The sequence below is a fragment of the Streptomyces sp. NPDC002671 genome, assembly GCF_053592475.1.
The window spans coordinates 375,029-397,451 of sequence record NZ_JBSFVU010000005.1; the positions used below are offsets into that span (position 1 = coordinate 375,029).

Consider the following 22,423-nt stretch of genomic DNA (forward strand, 5'->3'; position numbering starts at 1 on the left):
CCTAACTCTTGACGATTTCTTGACGCTGCTCGGGCAAGATCGAACGCTCGTGCACGCTTGTTCCCTACTCCGCGTCAAGCGGCGCAGGGCCCTGCGCCTATGGTTGCTCCAGCGCTCATTCAAAGTCACAGCCCGACCTGCCGCTCGCGTTAGGACAGCAAGGACAGCGATGCCCCCGAATACCACCGCCACAACGGGTGACAAGCCCGGCAAGTCCGGCAGGAAAAAGGGGCGCAAAGCCCGCCTGATCGTGCTGGTCCTGGTTCTGGCCGTCATCGGAGGCATCGCCTACGGGGCGTATTGGTCCATCAGCACCGTCCGCGCCTCCTTCCCGCAGACCAAGGGTTCGATCACGATCGAGGGCCTGTCGGGTCCCGTCGACGTGAAGCGGGACGGCAACGGCATCCCGCAGATCTACGCGTCCTCCGACGAGGACCTGTTCATGGCGCAGGGCTTCGTCCAGGCGCAGGACCGGTTCTACGAGATGGACGTGCGCCGGCACATGACCTCCGGGCGCCTGTCGGAGATGTTCGGCAAGGACCAGGTCAAGAACGACGAGTTCCTGCGCACGCTCGGCTGGGACCGTGTGGCCAAGCAGGAGTACGACACGAAGCTGTCGAACTCCACGAAGAAGTACCTCGACGCGTACGCCAAGGGTGTCAACGCCTACCTCCACGGCAAGAGCGGCAAGGGCATCTCCCTGGAGTACGCGGCCCTCGGCTTCACCAACGACTACAAGCCCGAGCAGTGGACCCCGGTCGACTCTCTCTCGTGGCTGAAGGCGATGGCCTGGGACCTGCGCGGCAACATGCAGGACGAGATCGACCGCGCCCTGATGACGAGCCGTCTCGGCCCGCAGCAGATCCAGGACCTCTACCCGGAGTACCCCTACAGCCGTAACAAGCCGATCGTGCAGGACGGTCAGTACGACGAGGTGACCCGGAGCTTCCAGCAGGGCGGCGGCACGGGCGGCACGCAGACCACGACGGGCACGCAGACCACGACGGGTACGACGGGTACGACGGGTACGAGCAACTCTCAGACCACGACGGGCACGACCGGCTCCTCCACCTCCACGGCCGGCGGTCCGGGCCTCACGGGCCAGCTGGCGGGCCTCTACAAGGTCCTGGACAACGTCCCCGCCGCCGTCGGTGTGAACGGCCAGGGCATCGGCTCCAACTCCTGGGTCGTGTCCGGCAGGTACACCATCACCCACAAGCCGCTGCTCGCCAACGACCCGCACCTGTCGCCGTCGTTGCCGGGTGTCTGGTACCAGATGGGCCTGCACTGCCGGGCCGTCTCCAGCAAGTGCCAGTACGACGTCACGGGCTACACGTTCGCCGGCATGCCCGGTGTGATCATCGGCCACAACGCGGACATCGCGTGGGGCATGACCAACTCCGAAGTCGACGCCACCGACCTCTACCTGGAGAAGGTGACCGCGAACGGCTATCAGTACGACGGCAAGAACCGGCCCTTCAAGACCCGCGAGGAGACCATCAAGGTCGCCGGCGGTGACTCCAAGCCGATCGTCGTCCGCCAGACCCAGGACGGGATGCCGCTGCTGTCCGACCGTGACGACGAACTCGTCCAGGTCGGCAAGAAGGCCACCGTCAACACCGCCGCCCCCGACCGCGGCGACGGCTACGGCATCGCCCTGAGGTGGACCGCGCTCGACCCGGGCACCTCCATGGACGCCGTGTTCGCCCTCGACAGGGCCTCGGACTGGAGCAGCTTCCGCAAGGCAGCCGCCCTGTTCGACGTCCCCTCGCAGAACCTGATCTACGCCGACACCAAGAACAACATCGGCTACACGCTGCCCGGCAAGATCCCCACGCGCTCCTCGACCGACGACGGCTCCATCCCGGCCCCGGGCTGGAACTCGAAGTACGCCTGGACCGGCTTCGTCAAGCAGGACGAGCTGCCCTACGAGTACAACCCCAAGCGCGGCTACATCGTCACCGCCAACCAGGCCGTGGTCGACAAGGGCAAGTACCCGTACACGCTGACCACCGACTGGGGCTACGGCACCCGCAGCCAGCGCATCACCGACCTGATCGAGTCCAAGATCAAGGACGGCGGCAAGATCTCCACCGAGGACATGCGGCAGATGCAGCTGGACAACAGCAGCGAGATCGCCAAGCTCCTGGTGCCCAAGCTGCTGAGGATCAACCTGGCCGACAAGGACGTACGGCAGGCGCAGAAGCTGCTGGACGGCTGGGACTACACCCAGGACGCCGACTCCGCGGCGGCTGCCTACTTCAACGCCGTCTGGCGCAACGTCCTGAAGCTCGCCTTCGGGAACAAGCTCCCCAAGGAGCTGCGCGTCAAGGGACAGTGCCTGTGGGTCGACAAGATCGACAGCACCGGCCCGGTGGACGACGACAGCAAGGTGCGCGAGTGCGGCCAGCGCGACGCCGACCAGGCGCAGCCGGACGGCGGCGACCGCTGGTTCGAGGTCGTGCGCACCCTGATGGACAAGCCGGACAGCGAATGGTGGAAGACGCCCAAGTCGGGCACGCGCCCCGCGGCGAACGACCGGGACGAGCTGTTCGCCCGCGCCATGATCGACGCCCGCTGGGAGCTGACCGCCAAGCTCGGCAAGGACATCGACACCTGGAGCTGGGGCCGGCTGCACCGCCTGTTCCTGAAGAACCAGACCCTCGGCACCGACGGCCCCAAGTTCCTCCAGTACGTGCTCAACCGCGGCCCCTGGAAGCTCAGCGGCGGCGAGGCCACGGTCAACGCGAGCGGCTGGAACGCGGCCGGCGGCTACAACGTCGTCTGGGTGCCGTCCATGCGGATGGTGGTCAACCTCAAGGACTTCGACAAGTCCAAGTGGATCAACCTGACCGGAGCCTCCGGGCACGCCTACAGCGCGCACTACACGGACCAGACGAGCAAGTGGGCCAAGGGCGAGCTGCTGCCCTGGTCGTTCACGGACAAGGCGGTCGGCAGCAGCACGAGCGACACGCTCGTCCTCAAGCCGTGACCCGCTGACGGCACGCAGCACACGAAAACGGCCCTCCACGCGCGCGTGGAGGGCCGTTTTCGTATGGGGGGCTCGTACGGGCGTCAGGCGCGCGGGAAGCGCCGCACGCCCGACGGTGTCACCACCGCCTGCACCGGCCGGTCGTGGGCCTCCGCGGGTACCCGTGCGACGACCTCGGTGTCGTACAGGAGCACCACGAGCGCCGGGTGGGCGCCCGCGCGCTCCAGGCGGGCCAGGACGCGGTCGTACGACCCACCCCCGCGCCCCAGGCGCATCCCGCGCTCGTCCACCGCGAGCCCCGGCAGCAGGACCGCGTCGGCCGAGGTCACCGCGTCCCGGCCGAGGCGCTCTCCGGAGGGCTCGAACAGGGCCATCTTCCCGCCGTGCCGGACCCGCGCGAGCGATTCCGGACCGGTGTACTCGCCCCAGTCCAGATCGTTGTCGGGCAGGAGCGCGGGGAGCAGCACGCGCACACCCTGCGCGCGCAGCGCGTCCAGCAGGGCGCGCGTGCCCGGCTCGCTGCCCACGGAGACGTACGCCGCCACCGTGCGCGCCTTTGCCAGCTCGGGCAGTTCCAGGGCCCGTACCGCCAGCGTTTCGCCCGCTTCCCGGAGGACATCCTCCGTCAACCTGTTCCTCACCGCGAGGAACTCCCGCCGCAACATTCGCTTGTCAGGCTCTGCCGTACGTCCGACGTGTTCCACAGGTCGTTCTCGCATCCTCTCACTTTGTGCTCACACAGCGCTCACTCTCCGGAGCCACAGAATCCCCACAAAGGCACCGGATAAGGTTGCGGGCATGACTCAGTCGCACCCCAGGATCAGCAAGGCTGTCATCCCCGCAGCAGGCCTCGGCACCCGGTTCCTGCCGGCCACCAAAGCCACTCCCAAGGAGATGCTGCCGGTTGTGGACAAGCCCGCGATCCAGTACGTGGTCGAGGAGGCCGTGTCGGCGGGGCTCGACGACGTACTCATGATCACCGGACGCAACAAGCGCCCGCTCGAGGACCACTTCGACCGCAACTACGAGCTGGAATCGGCGCTCGAGAAGAAGGGTGACGCCGAACGCCTCGCGAAGGTGCAGGAGTCCAGCGACCTGGCCACCATGCACTACGTGCGCCAGGGCGACCCCAGGGGCCTCGGCCACGCCGTGCTCTGTGCCGCCCCGCACGTCGGCCACGAGCCCTTCGCCGTGCTCCTCGGTGACGACCTGATCGACCCGCGCGACCCGCTGCTCCAGCGCATGATCGAGGTCCAGGAGCAGAACGGCGGCAGCGTGATCGCCCTCATGGAGGTCGCGCCCGAGCAGGTCCACCTCTACGGCTGCGCGGCCGTGGAGGCGACCGCCGAGGGCGACGTCGTCAAGGTGACCGGTCTGGTCGAGAAGCCGGACCCGGCGGACGCTCCGTCGAACTACGCGGTCATCGGCCGTTATGTCCTCGACCCCCACATCTTCGACATACTGCGCACCACCGAGCCGGGCCGCGGCGGCGAGATCCAGCTCACCGACGCCCTCCAGCAGCTCGCCCAGGACGAGAAGGTCGGCGGCCCGGTGCACGGCGTCGTCTTCAAGGGCCGCCGCTATGACACCGGTGACCGTGGCGACTATCTGCGTGCCATTGTCAGACTCGCATGCGAACGTGAAGACCTGGGCCCGGACTTCCGGACCTGGCTTCGCAGTTACGTAGCCGAGGAGATGCAGCAACGTTGAGCAGCGCCGCGACCCGCCCCGCCGGCTCGGACCACCTGTGGTCGGTGGACGAGCACCTGGAGGACATCCTCGCCACCGTCCGCCCCCTCGAACCCATCGAGCTGCAACTGCTCGACGCCCAGGGCTGTGTCCTGGTCGACGACGTCACGGTGCCGGTCTCCCTGCCGCCGTTCGACAACAGCTCGATGGACGGGTACGCGGTGCGGGTCGCGGACGTCGCCGGCGCCGGCGAGGGGTTCCCGGCCGTCCTGGAGGTCGTCGGGGACGTCGCGGCGGGCGCGGCCGGCCTGGTCCGGGTCGGCCCCGGCCAGGCCGCCCGGATCATGACCGGCGCCCCGCTGCCGCCCGGCGCCGAGACCGTCGTCCCCGTCGAGTGGACCGACGGCGGGCTCGGCGAGGGCCCGGTCAGCGGCATGCGGGCGCGCAGCCTCGCCCCCGAGGGCGCCACGGGGCAGGTGCGTGTGCACCGCCCCGCCGAGGCACGCGCGCACGTGCGCGCGAAGGGCAGCGACGTGAAGGCCGGAGACCTCGCCCTGGAGGCCGGGACGGTCCTCGGGCCGCCGCAGATCGCGCTGCTCGCGGCGATCGGCCGCGGCACGGTACGCGTGCGCCCGCGCCCGCGCGTGGTCGTCCTGTCCACCGGCAGCGAACTCGTCCAGCCCGGCGAGCAACTGGCGCACGGCCAGATCTACGACTCCAACAGCTTCGCGCTCACCGCCGCCGCCCGGGACGCGGGCGCCATCGCCTACCGGGTGGGTGCCGTCGCGGACGACGCCGAGACCCTGCGCTCCACCATCGAGGACCAGTTGATCCGCGCCGACCTCCTGGTGACCACGGGCGGGGTCAGCGTCGGGGCGTACGACGTCGTCAAGGAGGCGCTGTCGTACGTCGGCGACGAGGACGAGGCCGGCAGCGGCATCGAGTTCCGCAAGCTCGCCATGCAGCCCGGCAAGCCCCAGGGCTTCGGCTCCATCGGCCCCGACCACACGCCCCTGCTGGCCCTGCCCGGCAACCCCGTGTCGTCGTACGTCTCCTTCGAGCTGTTCGTCCGCCCCGCGATCCGCGCCCTGATGGGCCTGGAGGACGTGCACCGGCCTCGCACGCGTGCCACGCTCAGGGCCGAGGAGGTGCTCGGCTCGCCCCGGGGGCGGCGCCAGTTCCTGCGCGGGGCGTACGCCGACGGCGAGGTGACTCCCGTGGGCGGCGCCGGTTCCCACCTGATCGCGGCGCTGGCGCACGCCAACGCCCTGATCGTCGTCCCCGAAGAGCTGGCCTCCGTCGAGCCCGGCACGGAGGTGGAGGTCGTACTGCTCGGCTGACGGGCGCGCGTTCCCTGTCCGCGGGAGGATCCGGGTCCGCTGCGTGCGCCGGCTTGGCGGTACCGTGTCGCGCACAACAGGCCTGCGCACCGCACTGCGCCGGGCCCGGACCGGGAGTCCCACCACATGAGTACGCAGGAACGGCTGACGCACATCGACGACGCGGGCGCGGCCCGCATGGTCGACGTATCCGGGAAGGACGTGACCGCGCGCACCGCCCGCGCCAGCGGCCGGGTCCTCGTCTCACCACGCGTGGTCGAGCTGTTGCGCGGTGAGGGGGTCCCCAAGGGCGACGCCCTGGCCACCGCGCGCATCGCGGGCATCATGGGCGCCAAGCGCACCCCCGACCTGATCCCGCTCTGTCACCCGTTGTCGGTGTCCGGTGTGAAACTGGACCTGTCGGTCGCGGACGACGCCGTGGAGATCCAGGCCACCGTGAAGACGACGGACCGCACGGGCGTCGAGATGGAGGCCCTCACCGCCGTGACGGTCGCCGCGCTCACCGTGATCGACATGGTCAAGGCGGTCGACAAGGGAGCGGTCATCACGGACGTACGGGTGGAGGAGAAGACGGGCGGCAAGTCGGGCGACTGGAGCCGGGCATGACCTACCGCGCTCTTGTGGTCACCGCCTCCAACAGGGCTGCCGCCGGGGTCTACGAGGACCGGGGCGGCCCGATGGTCGCCGACGGCCTGGGGCGCTTCGGGTTCGCCGTGGCGGGGCCCGAGGTCGTTCCCGACGGCGACCCCGTGGAGGCGGCCCTGCGCGCCGCCGTGGACGCCGGGTACGACGTCGTCGTCACCACCGGCGGCACCGGCATCTCGCCCACCGACCGCACGCCCGAGGCGACCCGCAAGGTGATCGACTACGAGGTGCCGGGCATAGCCGAGGCCATCCGCGCGTTCGGCCGGGAGAAGGTGCCGACCGCCGCCCTCTCCCGGGGCCTCGCCGGAGTCGCGGGAGGGACGCTGATCGTCAACCTGCCCGGGTCCAGCGGCGGGGTGAAGGACGGGCTGGCCGTCCTGGAGCCGCTGCTGGTCCACGCCGTCGACCAGATCCGCGGCGGCGACCACCCCAGACCGAGCAGTGGGGGTGCGAGCTGAACAGCTCTTCCTGGCCCGTCGTGCTGGCGGACGGAGATGTCGTCCTCCGGCCGATAAGGGTGCGCGACCAGCGGGCCTGGCGCGAGGTGAACCGGCGCAACCGGGACTGGCTGCGCCCCTGGGAGGCGACCATTCCGCCGCCCACGCCGAGCGGGCCGGTCACCCACCGGCCGACCTACCGCCAGATGGTCCGGCACCTGCGCTCCGAGGCCGGCGCGGGCCGGATGCTGCCGTTCGTCATCGAGTACCAGGGGCGGCTCGTCGGGCAGTTGACGGTCGCCGGGATCACCTGGGGGTCGATGTGCTCGGGGCACGTCGGCTACTGGGTGGACCAAGCGGTCGCCGGGCGCGGGGTGATGCCGACGGCCGTCGCCCTCGCGGTGGACCACTGCTTCAGCTCCGTCGGGCTGCATCGCATCGAGGTCTGCATTCGCCCGGAGAACCGGCCCAGCCGGCGGGTCGTGGAGAAGCTCGGATTCCGCGAGGAGGGGCTCCGGCCGCGTTATCTGCACATCGACGGCGCCTGGCGCGACCACCTCGTCTTCGCGCTCACCGCGGAAGAGGTGCCCGAGGGATTGCTCGCGCGCTGGCAGCGGGCACGCTCTCAGCGGAATCCGCAGAGCACCACCGGGAATGCCGGCTAGCCTCAGAAATTGAATACATGTTCGAAATATGTGTTCGAAATTGATCGGCCGCTGACCGCCTCCGGGCATTGAATTCGCGGTTCCGGCGGTCCGCTGATCGCATCCGTCGCAAAAAAAGCTGGAAATATCAGCCAGATCGTGCGACACACCGGCCGAATTGGCAGATGGCCTCACGCAAACCCCTCTACCGTGTGAGGCGTGAGCAGCAGCGGCCTCATCTACGCAGTCATTGTCGGGGCCTGGGCCGCCTACTTGGTGCCGATGTGGCTCCGTAGGCAGGACGAGCTGAACGAGGCCCGTCCGACGGAACGCTTCAGCACCGCCATCCGGCTGCTGTCCGGACGGGCGGGGATGGAGCGTCGTTACGCCAAGGACCTGCGTGCGCGCTCCGCCCAGGAGGGGGAGCCGGACGCCAGCGATCCGGACGCCGTCACCGACTCGGTGGACGTCCGGGCCTTCGCCATGCCTCCGACCCGCCGTCAGGTCCGTACGGAGGCCGAGCCGGAGGCGTCCGCCCAGAAGCCGGAGGTACCCGCGCACAAGCCGGAAGCGCCCGCGCACAAGCGCGAGCCGGCCGTGCAGCGGACGCCGTCGGCGCAGTCGGCCGCCGCGCGCGCCCGCCGCTCGAAGGTGCTCGCGCGCCGACGGCGGACCACCGTGATGCTCTTCCTCGCCTTCACGCTCGGCGCGATCGTCGCCGCCGTCGGCGGGCTCGCCTTCCTGTGGGCGCCCGCCGCGCCCGCCGTGCTGCTCAGCGGGTACATCGCCTACCTGCGCTCGCAGGAGCGGCGCCGCTTCGCGTACCAGATGGACCGCCGCCGCGCAGAGGCCGCCGCCCGGCACCTGCGTGAGCGCCAGCCGCGCCGGCGCGCGTCCCTCGACGCGGGTGCGGGCGCGGACGAACCGGACGAGGGACCAGAACCCAAGACCGACCCCGCTCTCTCCGCGGCGCTCGCCGCGGACCGCCGCGCCCTCGTCGAGCAGACCGACCATGCCGAGTGGGTCGACCAGCAGCGCGAGCGGCAGCGGCGCCCCGGCCACGGGGACAGCTGGGACCCGGTGCCCGTGCCGCTGCCGACGTACGTGACCGCGCCGGTCGCCCCGCGGGCCACCTCCGACGTGGACCTGGGGGCGCCCGGCACCTGGAGTTCGGCACGGTCCAGTTCGGTCGCGCCGGAGCACGAGGCGGAGCACGCGCCCCAGGCCGAGGCGGACGAGCCCGCGCCCCCGTCCGACGACAAGCCGGCGGACGGCCGCAGCGGCGCACGACGCGCGGCCTCCGCACGCCGGGCACGCGGGCGCGGACGCACGCCGCTCTTCGACCAGTACGAGGACGGCGACCGCCCGCGCGCGGCCAACGAGTGACGGCCGTCACTCAACCGGAAGCCCGCCTCTGACCAGTCAGGGAACGGATTTCCAAGCACCCCGATGGGGATGCTAGAGTTTCACTCGTTGCAAGGGCCTGTGGCGCAGTCCGGTAGCGCACCTCGTTCGCATCGAGGGGGCCAGGGGTTCAAATCCCCTCAGGTCCACGCAGCATGAAGCCCCGGTCGACTTCCGTCGACCGGGGCTTCATCGTGTCTACAGCTGCTTCGCGAAGCAGCGGCTCTCCGGGTGGTGCCGGTAGTAGCCGAACGGGGTGCACGGCTCGTAACCGCACGAGGCGTACAGGGCGATGGCCTCCGGCTGCTTGGTGCCGGTCTCCAGGACCATGCGGACGCGGCCGGCCTCGCGGGCGTCCTCCTCCAGAGCCGCGAGGATGCGGCGGGCCAGACCCCGGCCGCGCATCTCCGTTATGACGAACATGCGCTTCAGCTCCGCGTCGCCGTCCTCGTTGCCCTCCTCGTTGCGGTCCTGGCTGCGCCAGCCGCCGGTGGCCACGGGGCGGTCGAACTCGTCGTACGCGATCAGGTAGAGCCCGTTCGGCGGGTCGAAGTCCGTCGTCCCGAGGGTTGTGGCGTCGCCCTCGTCGCCGTAGCGCTCGGCGTACTCGGCCTGGACCTCGTCGTTGAGCTTCGTGGCGTCGGGGTGGTCGAAACGGACACGGCGAATGTTCATGCTGGCGATCGAACCTCTATGCGATGGGTTGGCGGACTCGGTCCAGTGTGCCGGTATCGTGCCCTGATGCTGACTGTGACCTCGGTGAACGTGAACGGGCTGCGGGCCGCCGCCAAGAAGGGCTTCGTGGAGTGGCTCGCCCAGACCTCCGCGGACGTCGTGTGCCTACAGGAGGTACGCGCCGAGCCGCACCAGCTGCCCGAGGAGGTGCGGCAGCCCGACGGCTGGCACGTCGTGCACGCCCCGGCCGCCGCCAAGGGCCGCGCGGGCGTCTCCCTCTACACGCGGCGCGAGCCCGACCGGGTGCGGGTCGGCTTCGGCTCGGCCGAGTTCGACGGCAGCGGACGCTATGTGGAGGCCGACCTGCCCGGGGTCACCGTCGCCTCCCTCTACCTGCCCGCCGGCGAGGTCGGCACCGAGCGGCAGGACGAGAAGCTCCGCTTCATGGGCGAGTTCCTCGCCCACCTCAGGCAGCTGCGCGAGCGGGCCGCCGCCGAGGGGCGCGAGGTGGTCGTCTGCGGCGACTGGAACATCGCCCACCAGCAGGCCGACCTGAAGAACTGGCGCGGCAACACCAAGAACTCCGGCTTCCTGCCCGAGGAGCGGGAGTGGCTCAGCCAGGTGTTCGACGCGCAGGACGGCGGCTACGTCGACGTCGTACGCGCCCTGCACCCGGACGTGGAGGGGCCGTACAGCTGGTGGTCGTACCGGGGCCGGGCCTTCGACAACGACTCGGGATGGCGCATCGACTACCACGTGGCCACGCCCGGCCTCGCGGCCAAGGCGGTCAAGGGCTTCGTCGAGCGCGCGGCCACGCACGCCGAGCGGTGGTCCGACCATGCGCCGGTGACCGTGGTGTACGGCCGGTAGGGCCGCTACGGTGCGGGGCTCAGCTCCGCTTGTTCATGCGCCGGTCCAGGGCCAGTGACAGCTCCGCCTCCACCACGCTGCGGGCCAGCGGGCGCAGGCGCTGTAGGTCCTCCTCGGGGGCGTGGCGCAGGATCACGTCGGCGAAGAGTTCGGCCAGGGCGTCGGCGTGCTCGCGGACGCGGGCGCCCGCCGCGAGGACCTCGGCGAGCGGGATGCCCTCGCGGACCAGTGCGGCCGAGACGTCCAGCAGGCGGCGGCTGATGTGGACGATCTCGTCGCCGTCGGTGCCGAGGTAGCCCAGGTTCATGGCGGCGGCCAGGTTCTCCGGGGTGACCTCGCCCTCGAAGCGGGCGGCGAGTTCCTCGGGGGTGAGGCGGACCGGCTCCTCCTCGGTGGGGGTGACGCCCAGGAGGTCGGCGACGTCGCGGCCGTGGTCGAGGGCCTCCGCGAGTTCCGCTATGCCGTTGAGGGTGTGGCCGCGCTCCAGCAGCGCCGAGATCGTGCGCAGCCGGGCCAGGTGGTGGTCGTCGTACCAGGCGATACGGCCCTCGCGGCGCGGTGGCGGGATCAGCTTGCGCTCGCGGTAGAAGCGCAGCGTGCGCACGGTGATGCCGGCCAGGCGCGCCAGTTCCTCCATGCGGTACTCGCGCCGTTCCCCCAGGTGTGCTGCTTCGTCTGCCACGTCCGCAGCCTATGTTGTACCGCCGGTAACTTTCCTTCTTCGACCCCTACCGCTCGGTACGCAGCTGCTCTACAGTCCCATTGCGCCAGTGTTCACTGGCAGAGTTCCTAGGTGATGCGTGGAGGCTTCGGGATGGCCCAGCATGAGCATGTACGGGTGGCGGTGATCGGGTCCGGCTTCGGTGGGCTGGGGGCCGCCGTGCGGCTGCGCCGCGAGGGGATCACCGACTTCGTCGTCCTGGAGCGGGCCGACAGCGTCGGCGGCACCTGGCGGGACAACAGTTACCCCGGGTGCGCCTGTGACGTGCCCTCGCACCTGTACTCCTTCTCCTTCGCGCCCAATCCCGACTGGCCGCGGACCTTCTCCGGGCAGCAGCACATCCGCGCCTACCTGGAGCACGTCACCGACGTCTTCGGGCTGCGCCCGCACATCCGCTTCAACTCCGAAGTGAAGCTGATGAGCTGGGACGCCGAGCACCTGCGGTGGAACATCGAGACCACGCGCGGCTCGCTCTCGGCCGACGTCGTCGTCTCCGCCACCGGGCCGCTGTCCGACCCGAAGCTGCCCGAGATCCCGGGCCTTAAGTCCTTCCCGGGCAAGGTGTTCCACTCCGCGCGCTGGGACCACGACTACGACCTGCGCGGCAAGCGCGTGGCCATGGTCGGCACCGGCGCCTCCGCCATCCAGATCGTGCCCGCCATCCAGCGCGAGGTCGGCCGGCTCACCCTCTTCCAGCGGACCCCGCCGTGGGTGATGCCCCGCATGGACCGCGCCATCAGTGGCGTCGAGCGCCGGCTGCACCGGGCGCTGCCCTTCACCACCCAGCTCCGCCGCGGGCTGCTGTGGGGCATCCGGGAGCTGCAGGTCCAGGCGTTCACCAAGCGCCCCGACGAGCTGGGCCTGGTCGAGCGGCTGGCCAGGCAGAACATGGCCCGTGCCATCAAGGACCCGGTCCTGCGGGCCAAGCTCACCCCCGACTACCGCATCGGCTGCAAGCGGATCCTGCTGTCCAGCGAGTACTACCCGGCGCTCGCCCGGCCCAACGTGGACGTCGTCGCCAGTGGGCTCAGCGAGATCCGCGGCTCCACGGCCGTCGCCGCCGACGGCACCGAGGCCGAGGTCGACGCGATCATCTTCGGTACGGGCTTCCACGTCACGGACATGCCCATCGCCGAGCGTGTGGTCGGCGCGGCCGGCCACACCCTCGCGGAGTCCTGGAAGGGCGGCATGCAGGCGCTGCGCGGCGCCTCGGCCGCCGGGTTCCCGAACTGGATGACGATCATCGGGCCCAACACCGGCCTCGGGAACTCCTCCATGATCCTCATGATCGAGTCCCAGCTGAACTACATGGCCGACTATCTGCGGCAACTGGACGTCCTCGGGGGCCGTACGGCCCTCGATGCCCGGCCCGCGGCCGTCGGGGACTGGAACCACATGGTCCAGGAGCGCATGAAGCGGACCGTGTGGAACACCGGCGGCTGCACCAGCTGGTACCTGGACGCGAGCGGCCGTAACACCACCGTCTGGCCCGGTACGACGACCGAGTTCCGGCGTGCGACCAGTCAGGTGGACCTCGCGGAGTACGAGGTCGTCCGCAAGCCGGAGCCGACCGGGCCCGAGGCGAAGAAGACGCGTACGGCCAAGAAGAAGGCCGCGGTCGCCGGGGAGCCGAGCGGGGCCGCCGCATGAGCCGCCTCGCCTCCGTCACCAGCGGGCCCTACGCCCCGCCCGCCCCTGCCCAGGAACTCACCGTCGTGTCCGCCGACGGCGCTCGGCTGCACGTCGAGGTGCACGGGCCCGAGAGCGCGCCCCCGGTCGTCCTCTCCCACGGCTGGACCTGCTCCACCGCCTTCTGGGCGGCGCAGATCCGGGACCTGGCGGCCGACCACCGGGTGATCGCGTACGACCAGCGGGGGCACGGGCGCAGTCCCGCGAGCCCCGCGTGCACCACTGACGCGCTGGCGGACGACCTGGAAGCGGTGCTCACGGAGACCCTCGCGCGCGACGAGAAGGCCCTGATCGTCGGGCACTCCATGGGCGGCATGACGGTCATGGCCGCCGCCACGCGCCCGCGCCTGCGGGAGCACGCCGCCGCCGTCCTGCTGTGCAGCACCGGCAGCTCGCGGCTGGTCGCGGAGTCGCGCGTGGTGCCGTTGCGCGCCGGGGGCGTCCGCGACCTGCTCACGGCGGGCATCCTCACCTCTCGCGCTCCCCTCGGACCGGTCACGCCGGTCGCGAGGAGCGTCCTCAAGTACGCCACCATGGGCGCCGGTTCCGCCCCGCACATGGTCGAGGCGTGCGCACGGATCGTGCACGCCTGCCCGCGCGTCGTGCGCCAGGCGTGGGGACGTACGCTCGGCAAGCTCGATCTCGACCACGGTGTACGGGAGTTGCACGCGCCCACCGAGATCGTGCACGGCGCGTCCGACAGGCTCACGCCTCCCGTGCACGCCCGCGCGCTGGCCGCCGCGCTGCCGCAGTGCATCGGCCTCACCGAGCTGACCGGCGTCGGGCACATGAGCCCGGTCGAGGCCCCCGAAGTGGTGACCGGCAAGATACGGGAGCTCGTCACCACGTACGTCACCACGGTCCCGTCCACCCCCCAGTCCACCCCCCAGTCCACCCCCGTGCAGAGCAAGGAGAGCGCATGAGCAGGGTCAGCCTCGAAGGGCAGGTCGCCGTCGTGACCGGAGCGGCGCGCGGCGTCGGCGAGCTGCTGGCGCGCAAGCTCTCCGCGCGCGGCGCGAAGGTCGCGCTGGTCGGCCTGGAGGAGGAGGCGCTCAAGGAGGTCTCCGGGCGGCTGCACAGCGACAGCGCCTACTGGTACGCGGACGTCACCGACCACGAGGCGATGGGCCGGGTCGCGCAGGAGGTGAAGGAGCGGTTCGGGAAGGTCGACATCGTGGTCGCCAACGCCGGGGTGGCGAGCGGCGGTCCGTTCATCGACTCCGATCCGCAGGCCTGGCGGCGGGTGATCGAGGTGAACCTGATCGGCTCGGCCGTGACCGCCCGCGCGTTCCTGCCGGTGCTGGTCGAGAGCCGCGGCTATCTGCTCCAGATAGCCTCGCTCGCCGCGATCACCCCGGCGCCGATGATGACGGCGTACTGCGCGTCCAAGTCGGGCGTGGAGGCGTACGCGCACAGCCTGCGCGCCGAGGTCGGTTACCAGGGCGTGCGCGTCGGCGTCGGGTACCTGTCCTGGACCGACACCGACATGGTGCGCGGCGCCGACCAGGACGACGTCCTGCGGGAGCTGCGCCAGCGGCTGCCGTGGCCGTCGAACAAGACGTACCCGCTGGGACCCGCGGTGGACCGGATCGTCGCCGGGATCGAGCGGCGCTCGGCGCACGTGTACGGGCAGTGGTGGCTGCGCGGGATGCAGGGCGTGCGCGGGTACCTGCCGGCGCTCATCGGCGTCGTCGGCCAGCGCGAGGTGCAGCGGTACGCGCCGCGGCTGAAGGGGATGAGTGCCGGGCTCGTCGGCGCAGGTGGGGCCGCGGATGAAGCGGAGCGTGCTACGCACCGTAACTGATCCAGATGCGCAGTGTGTGCCCCCGTGTGAATCTGGTCGAGGCCCCACTACCGGGCCAATCCCCCTCACCCACCACGGGAGTGAACCCACATGGGTATGCAGGACAAGAGCGGCAAGACGCGCGAACAGGGCAAGCAGAAGGCCGGCCAGGCCCGTGAGAAGGCCGGGCAGCCGCAGCGTGGCCAGCAGCAGCCGCAGCGTGGTCAGCAGCCGCAGCAGCCGCAGCGCGGTCAGCAGCAGCCCGGTCGCGAGAACCTGCGCGACGCCGAGGACACCGAGCAGGAGATGCGGGAGCGCTTCGACCGCGACTACGACGCGTAGCCGCTGCGCTCGGCTTCGGCCGGATTCGTGGGGCGCCCTTCTTTCAGGAGGGCGCCCTGCGGTGTTGTTCGGGGTGGTTGTGGTGCGTTTTCGGGTGCGGGGCTGCGGGGGCTTGTCGCGCAGTTCCCCGCGCCCCTATTGATGAGCCCTTGCTTTGAAGCGCAGCCCCCCTGCCGTCTAGGCCGGCCTCGGTGGGAGCTTTGGGCGGGCTCTGTTCGGGGCGTCGCTGTAGTCCGGTGGGACTGCTGCCGGGTTGGATTCCAGGAGGTCCAGGGCCAGTTGGACCGCGTCGTCCATCTGGGCGTGGCGGCCCTCCGCCCAGTCCAGGGGGGTGCGGAGGATCTCCAGGTCGGGGGTGACGCCGTGGTTCTCCACGGACCAGCCGTAGGCGTCGAACCAGGCCGCGTTCATCGGCACCGTGATCACCGTGCCGTCGCCGAGGCGGTGGCGGCCGGTCATGCCGACGACGCCGCCCCAGGTGCGCGAGCCGACCACCGGGCCCAGCTTGAGCAGCTTGAAGGCCGCCGTGATCATGTCGCCGTCGGAGGAGGTCGCCTCGTCGGCGAGGGCGACGATCGGGCCCCGGGGGGCGTTGGAGGTGTACGACACCGGTTGCGCGTCCCTCGTCAGGTCCCAGCCCAGGATCGTCCGGGTCAGCTTCTCGACGACCAGCTCGCTGATGTGGCCGCCCGCGTTGCCGCGGACGTCGACGATCAGCGCCGGGCGGGACACCTCCATGCGCACGTCGCGGTTGAACTGGGCCCAGCCCGAGCCGCCCAGGTCGGGGATGTGCAGGTAGCCGCACTTGCCGCCGCTCAACTGCCGTACCACGGCCCGGCGTTTGGCCACCCAGTCCTGGTAGCGCAGCGGGCGTTCGTCGATGAGCGGGACGACCGCGACCCGCCGCGCGTGCGCCGCCTCGCCCTCCGCCGGGGTGAAGGTCAGCTCGACGGTCGTGCCGCCCGAGCCGGCCAGCAGGGGATAGGGGCCGGTCACCGGGTCGACCGGGCGGCCGTCGACGTGGGTGAGGACGGCGCCCTCGCGGATGCCCGTTCCGGCCAGCGGTGAGCGCGCCTTGGAGTCGGAGGAGTCGCCGGGCAGGATGCGCTTGATGGTCCAGCCGCCGTCCCGGCGCACGAGGTTGGCGCCGAGCAGCCCCTGCCGGCGCTGGTAGTGCGGCGGGCCCTCGTTGCGGCGGGCGGCCGTGACGTAGGCGTGCGAGGTGCCCAGCTCGCCCAGGACTTCGCGCAGCAGGTCGGCGAACTCGTCGGGGGAGGCGACCTGTTCGACCAGGGGGCGGTACTGGTCGAGCACCGCGTCCCAGTCGATGCCGCTCATGCCCGGGTCCCAGAAGTAGGCGCGGATCAGCCGGCCGGCCTCGGCGTACGACTGGCGCCACTCGGCGGCCGGGTCGACCTCGTGCAGGATGCGGCGCAGGTCGATCCAGACGGTCGAGTCGCTGTCGCCGGGCTCGGTCGAGGGCACCGCCCGCAGTTCGTCCTCGTCGACGACGACGAGCCGGGTGCCGTCGCCGCTCACTGCGAACCAGTCCAGGTGGCCGACCAGTTCGGACTTCTTCGCCTTGGCGATGTTGAAGTACTCCAGGGTCGGCCGCCCGCTGATGTCGGCGGGGTTGGCGAAGGTCTCGCCGAGCGCGCCGGAGATCGGCCAGCGCAGCCAGACCAGTCCGCCGCCCGCGACCGGCTGCAGCGCCGAGTACTTGGAGGCGATGACCGGGAACGGCGTGACCCTGCTCTCCAGGCCCTCCACCTCGACCGTCACCGTGCCGTTCTCGCCGGTCTCCTCGTCCTCGACGGGGTCGAGCCCGCCGGCGGCCGGCCGGCCCTCGGGGTTCAGGGCGAACGGGGACGGCGTCGCCGAGGACAGCGGGACCAGGTACGGGCGGCAGCCCAGCGGGAAGGACAGGTCGCCGGTGTGGACGTCGTACACCGGGTCGAAGCCGCGCCAGGACAGGAAGGCGAGGTAGCGGCCGTCGCGCGTGAAGACGGGGTTCTCGTCCTCGAAGCGGCCGTTGGTGACGTCCACGATCAGCCGGTCCTTGATGCGGGCCAGCTTGATCTGCCGCAGGGAGCGCCCGATGCCCGGCTGGGACCAGGCGAGCCAGGCGCCGTCCGGGGAGAAGGCGAGGTCGCGTACGGGCCCGTTGACGGACCGGATCAGCTCGGTCACCTCGCCGCCCGGGTCCTCGGTGCCCGCGGCGGCAGCCGCCTCATCGGATGCGGTGAGGAGGAGCAGGCGTCCGTCGTGCGAGGCGATGGCCAGGCGTTCGCCGGGCGGGTCGGAGACCAGCTCCAGGACCCGGCCCAGCTCACCGGAGGCCAGCCGGCGCGGGGCACGGCCGCCGCTGGCCCGGGGCAGCTGGGCGATCTCGACGGCGTCCTCGCCCTCGGCGTCCGTCACGTACGCCACCTGCCCGGTGGAGCCCAGCATCTCCGGCAGCCGTACCCGTACGCCGGGCGTGTCGGTGATCGTACGGGCGGGGCCGTCGCGGTGGGTCAGCCAGGACAGGCCGCCGCGTACGACGACGGCGCTGGCCCGGCCGGTCTCGTCCACCGAGATGCCGTCTACGTTCTGGGCGGCGGGTACCAGGTAGGGGCGCCGCCCCGCGCGCGGGCCGCTCAGCCGCACGTCCAGTCTGCGCGGGACCGAGTCCGGGGACAGGTCGTCGACGATCCACAGGCCGCCCGCGCACTGGTAGACCACACGGGTGCCGTCAGTGGCGGCGGCGCGCGCGTAGAAGGCGTCGTGGTCGGTGTGGCGGCGCAGGTCGGAGCCGTCGTAGGCGCACGAGTACAGGTTGCCGACGCCCTCGTGGTCGGAGAGGAAGGCGATCCGGCCCCCGACGAACATGGGGGACTCCAGGTGGCCGCCGATGCCTTCCAGCAGCCGCCGGCCGTGCAGCCACAGTCTGCCCATGGCGCCGCCCCGGTAGCGCTTCCAGGAGGCCGGTTCGTGCGGCGGGGTGCCGGTGAGGAGGAGGGTGCGGTGCCCGTCCTCGATGTCGGCGACCTGGATGTCGGAGGCCGGGCCCCAGGGCAGCTTGCGGCCCGGGTCGCCGTCGGTGGACACCTTGTAGGCCGAGGTGAAGTACGAGAAGGGCTCGCTCTGCGAGGTGACGGCGAGGATGTCGCCGTCCGGGGTCCAGCCGCAGACCCGGGTGTCGGTGCTGCCCCAGTACGTCAGCTGCCGCGCGGGTCCGCCGTCGACGGCGGCGAGATGGATCTCCGGGACGAGGTTGCGCCAGCTCGTGTACGCGATGTGCCGCCCGTCGGGAGAGAAGCGCGGGGGGCCGGCCTTCGCGCGGTCCACGGTGAGCCGCCAGGCGCGGCCCGGGGCGTCGAGGGGGGCCAGCCAGAGGTCGTCCTCGGTCACGAAGCACAGCAGATCGCCGAAAAGGTGGGGAAGACGCAGATAGCTCACCTTCCCATGCTTTTCCGCCGGATGGAGCCCAGCAACTTGTGCGGCGCCGACTCCGGGAACTTTTGCGGGCCGCCGTTCGTGAACCTGTCGAGTCGGCTCTCTCTGTCCGTGACCGAGGACACGTACGAAACGGTTTCGTTTCGTAAGGGGGTGGGGTACATTCGTTCCTGTACGAAACCGTGTCGTTCGGAACAGGAGGGTGATCGGGATGATCGAGTCCGCGACGTCCCGTCGCAGTCGCATCACCCCCGAGCGCGAGGCCGAGCTGTACGAGGCCGTGCTCGACCTGCTCCGGGAAGTCGGCTACGACGCCCTCACCATGGACGCCGTGGCCGCCCGCACCCGGTCCAGCAAGGCCACGCTCTACCGCCAGTGGGGCGGCAAGGCGCAGCTGGTCGTCCGGGCGCTGCGGCACAGCAAGCGAGGCCACGTCGGTGACATCGACACCGGATCCCTCCACGGCGACCTGCACGCCCTCGTGGCGCTGGAGGACGACTGCACCATGGAGCGGAACTCCGCGCTCATGCGGGGCGTTGCCATGGCCATGCACCACAACGACGATCTGCGCGAGGCCTTCCGGGCGCAGCTCGTGGACCCCGAGATGGCCGGGTTCCGGCAGGTGTTGCAGCGCGCGATCGACCGGGGCGAGGTCCGCCCCGACTGCCCGGCGCTCGACTTCATGCTGCACATGATGGTCGGCGGCTTCGTCACCCGGGCGATGCTCGACAACCAGCCACCCACCCAGGCCTTCCTCGCCTCGTACATCGACGCCGTGGTTCTCCCCGCCCTCTGCGCCGGTACCGACTGACAACCCCCCAGCTTCCCCAGCGCCACAAGCTCGACGAGTTCCACCAGCTTCACCTGACGTCACCGCTCTCGTCGTCGGGCTGATCGCCCCTGCCCTGATGAACCCAACGACCTGACCGGGAGTACGCCTCCGTGGCCACCTTCCTCTACAAACTCGGCCGGCTCGCCTTCCGGCGACGGCACTTCGTCGCCCTCATATGGGTCGCGCTGCTCACCCTCGCCGGGGTGGGCGCTGCCTCCGCGCCGACCCCCAGCGACTCCTCCTTCTCGATTCCCGGCACCGAAGCGCAGAAGGCCTTCGACCTGCTGGAACAGCGCTTCCCCGGCATGAGCGCCGACGGCGCGACCGGACGTGTCGTCTTCAAGGCGCCCAGCGGCGAGAAGATGACCGACGCGAGCAACAAGGCGACCGTCCAGAAGACGGTCAAGGAGCTGCAGAGCGACTCCGAGGTCGCCTCCGTCGCCGACCCCTACGCCGGGCACGCCGTCAGCAAGGACGGCACGATCGCCTACGCCTCGGTGAAGTACAAGGTCTCCAGCATGGAGCTGAAGGACCCCTCGCGCGACGCCCTGAAGAAGGCGGCGCAGGAAGCGCGGGACACCGGGCTGACCGTCGAGGTCGGCGGTGACGCGCTCCAGACCAAGCCCGAGACCGGCAACAGCGAGGTCATCGGCATCGCGGTCGCCGCCGTCGTCCTCGTCATCACCTTCGGCTCGCTGCTCGCGGCCGGACTCCCGCTGCTGACCGCGATCATCGGCGTCGGCATCGGCGTCTCCACGGTCACCGCGCTCGCCAGCACCCTGGACCTGGGCACCACCACCTCCACCCTGGCCTCGATGATCGGCCTCGCCGTCGGCATCGACTACGCCCTGTTCATCGTCTCCCGCTACCGCGCCGAACTGGCCGCGGGCCGCGAGCGCGAGGAGGCGGCCGGACACGCCGTCGGCACGGCCGGCTCGGCGGTGGTCTTCGCCGGCCTCACCGTCGTCATCGCGCTGGTCGGCCTGTCCGTCGTCAACATCCCGATGCTGACCAAGATGGGCGTCGCGGCGGCCGGCACGGTCGCCATCGCGGTCCTCATCGCGCTCACGCTCATCCCCGCGCTGCTCGGCTACGTGGGCCGCAGGGTCAAGCCGGTCGGCGAGAAGAGCAAGCTGCTCGGCGGCGGCCGTAAGCCCAAGCAGCCGGACCGCCCGAACATGGGCACGCGCTGGGCGAGCTTCGTCGTGCGCCGCCCGGTCGCCGTCCTCCTCCTCGGCATCGTCGGCCTCGGCGCGGCGGCCATCCCGGCCGCCTCCCTCGAACTGGGCCTGCCCGACGACGGCTCCCAGCCGGTCTCCACCACCCAGCGCCGCGCCTACGACCTGCTGTCCGAGGGCTTCGGACCGGGCTTCAACGGCCCGCTGCTGGTTGTCGTCGACGCCAAGGGCAGCGCCCACCCCAAGGCCGACTTCACCAAGGTCGGCGACGAGATCAAGGGCCTCAAGGACGTCGTCACGGTCACCCCGGCCGCCCCCAACAAGGCCGGCGACACCGCCACGATCACCGTCGTCCCGAAGTCCAAGCCGTCCTCGAAGACCACCGAGAGCCTGGTGCACGCCATCCGTGACAAGGGCAAGGAGATCGCCCGCGACACGGACTCGGAGGTCCTGGTCACCGGTACGACGGCGATGAACATCGACGTCTCGCAGAGGCTGAACGACGCGCTGCTGCCCTACCTCGGCCTGGTGGTCGGCCTCGCCTTCCTGCTGCTGATCGTGGTGTTCCGCTCGATCCTCGTCCCGCTGAAGGCGGCCCTCGGCTTCCTGCTCAGCGTGCTGGCGGCCCTCGGCGCCGTGGTCGCGGTCTTCCAGTGGGGCTGGCTGTCCGGCCTGATGAACGTCGAGCAGACCGGCCCGGTCATGTCGATGATGCCGATCTTCATGGTCGGCGTGGTCTTCGGTCTCGCCATGGACTACGAGGTCTTCCTCGTGACCCGCATGCGCGAGGCGTACGTCCACGGCGAGAAGCCGACCCAGGCCGTGGTGACCGGCTTCCGGTACGGCGCGCGGGTCGTGACCGCCGCGGCCATCATCATGATCGCCGTCTTCTCCGGCTTCATGGGCTCCAGCGAGGCCATGATCAAGATGATCGGCTTCGGCCTCGCGATCGCCGTCTTCTTCGACGCGTTCATCGTCCGCATGGCCATCGTCCCGGCGGTGCTCACGCTGCTCGGCAAGCGGGCCTGGTGGCTGCCGAAGTGGCTCGACCGGATGCTGCCCAACGTCGACGTCGAGGGCGAGGGCCTGCGCTCGCAGGAGGAGCGCAGGGACAGCGACGACGAGCGGGAGCTGGTACGCGCCTGACGTACCGCTTCTGAAAGAGACCAGCCGGTGAGGGATCCGTGGGGACGGGGCACCCTCACCGGCTTCCTTTTGTCCCGGACCGGCGGCCTGGACCCGGCCCGGAGCCCTCCCTCAGTTCCGCATCCGCAGCCGGAACGTCGGGCAGGTGTCCGGGTCGTCGTCCTGGTAGAGGGAGGTCTTCTTGCCGTCCCTGGCGATCGACAGGGTGTCGATGGTGTCGTCGGGCAGGAAGAAGTCCGGTGCGGTGAAGCTGAGCCCGACCTGCGGATGCCCGCCCGTCGAGGCGCCCTCCTGCACCTCCCAGGTGCCGGAACCGTCGAACGTGGCGCCGAGCTTGTCCTTGTGCCAGTTGCCGCTCGGCCAGTGGCGCACGGTCACCCTGCCGCCGGGCTTGCCGTCCGTCGAGGTGAGGGTGATCGTCGCGCCCTTCGCCTTGTCCTCTCCCGCGTATGTCCCGGTCAGGTCCACGGAGCTGACGGAGGTCGCCTGCTTCCCCATGCAGGCCTCGACGGCGGTGGACGCGGAGGAGCAGGCCGCCAGGGGAGACAGCAGTGCCAGCACGGCCGCGGCCATCACCACGTGGTGTCGGGACACGGGG

19 protein-coding genes and 1 tRNA gene are annotated in these 22,423 nt (G+C 70.9%); 15 read left to right on the forward strand and 5 right to left on the reverse strand.

Features of this window, described 5'->3' with window-relative positions:
• Positions 1-169 precede the first annotated feature (169 nt).
• Positions 170-2,992: a penicillin acylase family protein gene (locus ACWD35_RS10530; protein ID WP_451350778.1), complete on the forward strand. Its 2,823-nt coding sequence runs from the start codon at positions 170-172 to the stop codon at positions 2,990-2,992.
• A gap of 83 nt (positions 2,993-3,075) precedes the next feature.
• Here ACWD35_RS10530 and ACWD35_RS10535 read toward each other — a convergent pair whose 3' ends face one another.
• Complete coding sequence (locus tag ACWD35_RS10535) at positions 3,076-3,657, reverse strand: 5-formyltetrahydrofolate cyclo-ligase (RefSeq protein ID WP_451350819.1); 582 nt, start codon at positions 3,655-3,657, stop codon at positions 3,076-3,078.
• A 133-nt stretch (positions 3,658-3,790) separates the two neighbouring features.
• Here ACWD35_RS10535 and galU point away from each other — a divergent pair, with 133 nt between their 5' ends.
• The 7 genes from galU (at position 3,791) to ACWD35_RS10570 (ending at position 9,300) form a co-directional block, all read left to right on the forward strand.
• On the forward strand, positions 3,791-4,702 hold the full coding sequence (galU, locus tag ACWD35_RS10540) for a UTP--glucose-1-phosphate uridylyltransferase GalU (protein WP_451350779.1): 912 nt from the start codon (positions 3,791-3,793) through the stop codon (positions 4,700-4,702).
• A complete protein-coding gene (gene glp, locus ACWD35_RS10545) occupies positions 4,699-6,021 on the forward strand; it encodes a molybdotransferase-like divisome protein Glp (protein WP_451350780.1) in 1,323 nt (440 codons plus the stop codon). The genes galU and glp overlap by 4 nt, the downstream gene beginning before the upstream one ends.
• A 126-nt stretch (positions 6,022-6,147) precedes the next feature.
• Positions 6,148-6,627, forward strand: a complete 480-nt coding sequence (moaC, locus tag ACWD35_RS10550; protein WP_403417280.1) for a cyclic pyranopterin monophosphate synthase MoaC — start codon at positions 6,148-6,150, stop codon at positions 6,625-6,627.
• Entirely contained in the window at positions 6,624-7,124 is a 501-nt protein-coding gene (locus ACWD35_RS10555) for a MogA/MoaB family molybdenum cofactor biosynthesis protein (protein WP_451350781.1), read from the forward strand. Before moaC ends, ACWD35_RS10555 begins: the two co-directional genes overlap by 4 nt.
• A gap of 20 nt (positions 7,125-7,144) precedes the next feature.
• Positions 7,145-7,768 (forward strand): GNAT family N-acetyltransferase, encoded by a 624-nt coding sequence (locus ACWD35_RS10560; RefSeq protein ID WP_451350782.1) that lies wholly within the window; start codon positions 7,145-7,147, stop codon positions 7,766-7,768.
• 198 nt (positions 7,769-7,966) lie between these two features.
• Positions 7,967-9,133, forward strand: a complete 1,167-nt coding sequence (sepX, locus tag ACWD35_RS10565) for a divisome protein SepX/GlpR (RefSeq protein ID WP_451350783.1) — start codon at positions 7,967-7,969, stop codon at positions 9,131-9,133.
• Between the two features lie 93 nt (positions 9,134-9,226).
• Positions 9,227-9,300, forward strand: a tRNA-Ala gene (locus tag ACWD35_RS10570).
• 49 nt (positions 9,301-9,349) lie between these two features.
• Here the strand turns inward: ACWD35_RS10570 and ACWD35_RS10575 are convergent.
• A complete protein-coding gene (locus ACWD35_RS10575) occupies positions 9,350-9,826 on the reverse strand; it encodes a GNAT family N-acetyltransferase (RefSeq protein WP_451350784.1) in 477 nt (158 codons plus the stop codon).
• A 66-nt stretch (positions 9,827-9,892) separates the two neighbouring features.
• Here ACWD35_RS10575 and ACWD35_RS10580 point away from each other — a divergent pair, with 66 nt between their 5' ends.
• Complete coding sequence (locus ACWD35_RS10580; protein WP_451350785.1) at positions 9,893-10,696, forward strand: exodeoxyribonuclease III; 804 nt, start codon at positions 9,893-9,895, stop codon at positions 10,694-10,696.
• 19 nt (positions 10,697-10,715) lie between these two features.
• Here the strand turns inward: ACWD35_RS10580 and ACWD35_RS10585 are convergent, their stop codons facing one another.
• The gene (locus ACWD35_RS10585) at positions 10,716-11,333 is read right to left on the reverse strand and encodes a MerR family transcriptional regulator (protein ID WP_451350820.1); all 618 of its coding nucleotides are present in this window, start codon (positions 11,331-11,333) and stop codon (positions 10,716-10,718) included.
• A gap of 177 nt (positions 11,334-11,510) precedes the next feature.
• Between ACWD35_RS10585 and ACWD35_RS10590 the strand changes: the two genes are divergently transcribed.
• The 4 genes from ACWD35_RS10590 to ACWD35_RS10605 all read left to right on the forward strand — a co-directional run bounded on the left by ACWD35_RS10590 (position 11,511) and on the right by ACWD35_RS10605 (position 15,231).
• Positions 11,511-13,067, forward strand: a complete 1,557-nt coding sequence (locus ACWD35_RS10590) for a flavin-containing monooxygenase (protein WP_451350786.1) — start codon at positions 11,511-11,513, stop codon at positions 13,065-13,067.
• Entirely contained in the window at positions 13,064-14,029 is a 966-nt protein-coding gene (locus tag ACWD35_RS10595; RefSeq protein WP_451350787.1) for an alpha/beta fold hydrolase, read from the forward strand. Before ACWD35_RS10590 ends, ACWD35_RS10595 begins: the two co-directional genes overlap by 4 nt.
• Positions 14,026-14,910: an SDR family oxidoreductase gene (locus tag ACWD35_RS10600; RefSeq protein ID WP_451350788.1), complete on the forward strand. Its 885-nt coding sequence runs from the start codon at positions 14,026-14,028 to the stop codon at positions 14,908-14,910. The genes ACWD35_RS10595 and ACWD35_RS10600 overlap by 4 nt, the downstream gene beginning before the upstream one ends.
• Positions 14,911-15,000: 90 nt before the next feature.
• Entirely contained in the window at positions 15,001-15,231 is a 231-nt protein-coding gene (locus ACWD35_RS10605) for a hypothetical protein (RefSeq protein WP_451350789.1), read from the forward strand.
• A gap of 177 nt (positions 15,232-15,408) precedes the next feature.
• On the opposite strand, the gene ACWD35_RS10610 is transcribed toward ACWD35_RS10605, so the two are convergent.
• Complete coding sequence (locus ACWD35_RS10610) at positions 15,409-18,672, reverse strand: S41 family peptidase (RefSeq protein ID WP_451350790.1); 3,264 nt, start codon at positions 18,670-18,672, stop codon at positions 15,409-15,411.
• Positions 18,673-18,880: 208 nt separating this feature from the next.
• Here ACWD35_RS10610 and ACWD35_RS10615 point away from each other — a divergent pair, with 208 nt between their 5' ends.
• Both ACWD35_RS10615 and ACWD35_RS10620 read left to right on the forward strand, forming a co-directional pair.
• The gene (locus ACWD35_RS10615; protein ID WP_451350791.1) at positions 18,881-19,480 is read left to right on the forward strand and encodes a TetR/AcrR family transcriptional regulator; all 600 of its coding nucleotides are present in this window, start codon (positions 18,881-18,883) and stop codon (positions 19,478-19,480) included.
• A 131-nt stretch (positions 19,481-19,611) separates the two neighbouring features.
• Positions 19,612-21,825, forward strand: a complete 2,214-nt coding sequence (locus ACWD35_RS10620; RefSeq protein WP_451350792.1) for an MMPL family transporter — start codon at positions 19,612-19,614, stop codon at positions 21,823-21,825.
• Positions 21,826-21,936: 111 nt separating this feature from the next.
• On the opposite strand, the gene ACWD35_RS10625 is transcribed toward ACWD35_RS10620, so the two are convergent.
• A complete protein-coding gene (locus ACWD35_RS10625) occupies positions 21,937-22,419 on the reverse strand; it encodes a hypothetical protein (protein WP_451350793.1) in 483 nt (160 codons plus the stop codon).
• Positions 22,420-22,423: the final 4 nt, after the last annotated feature.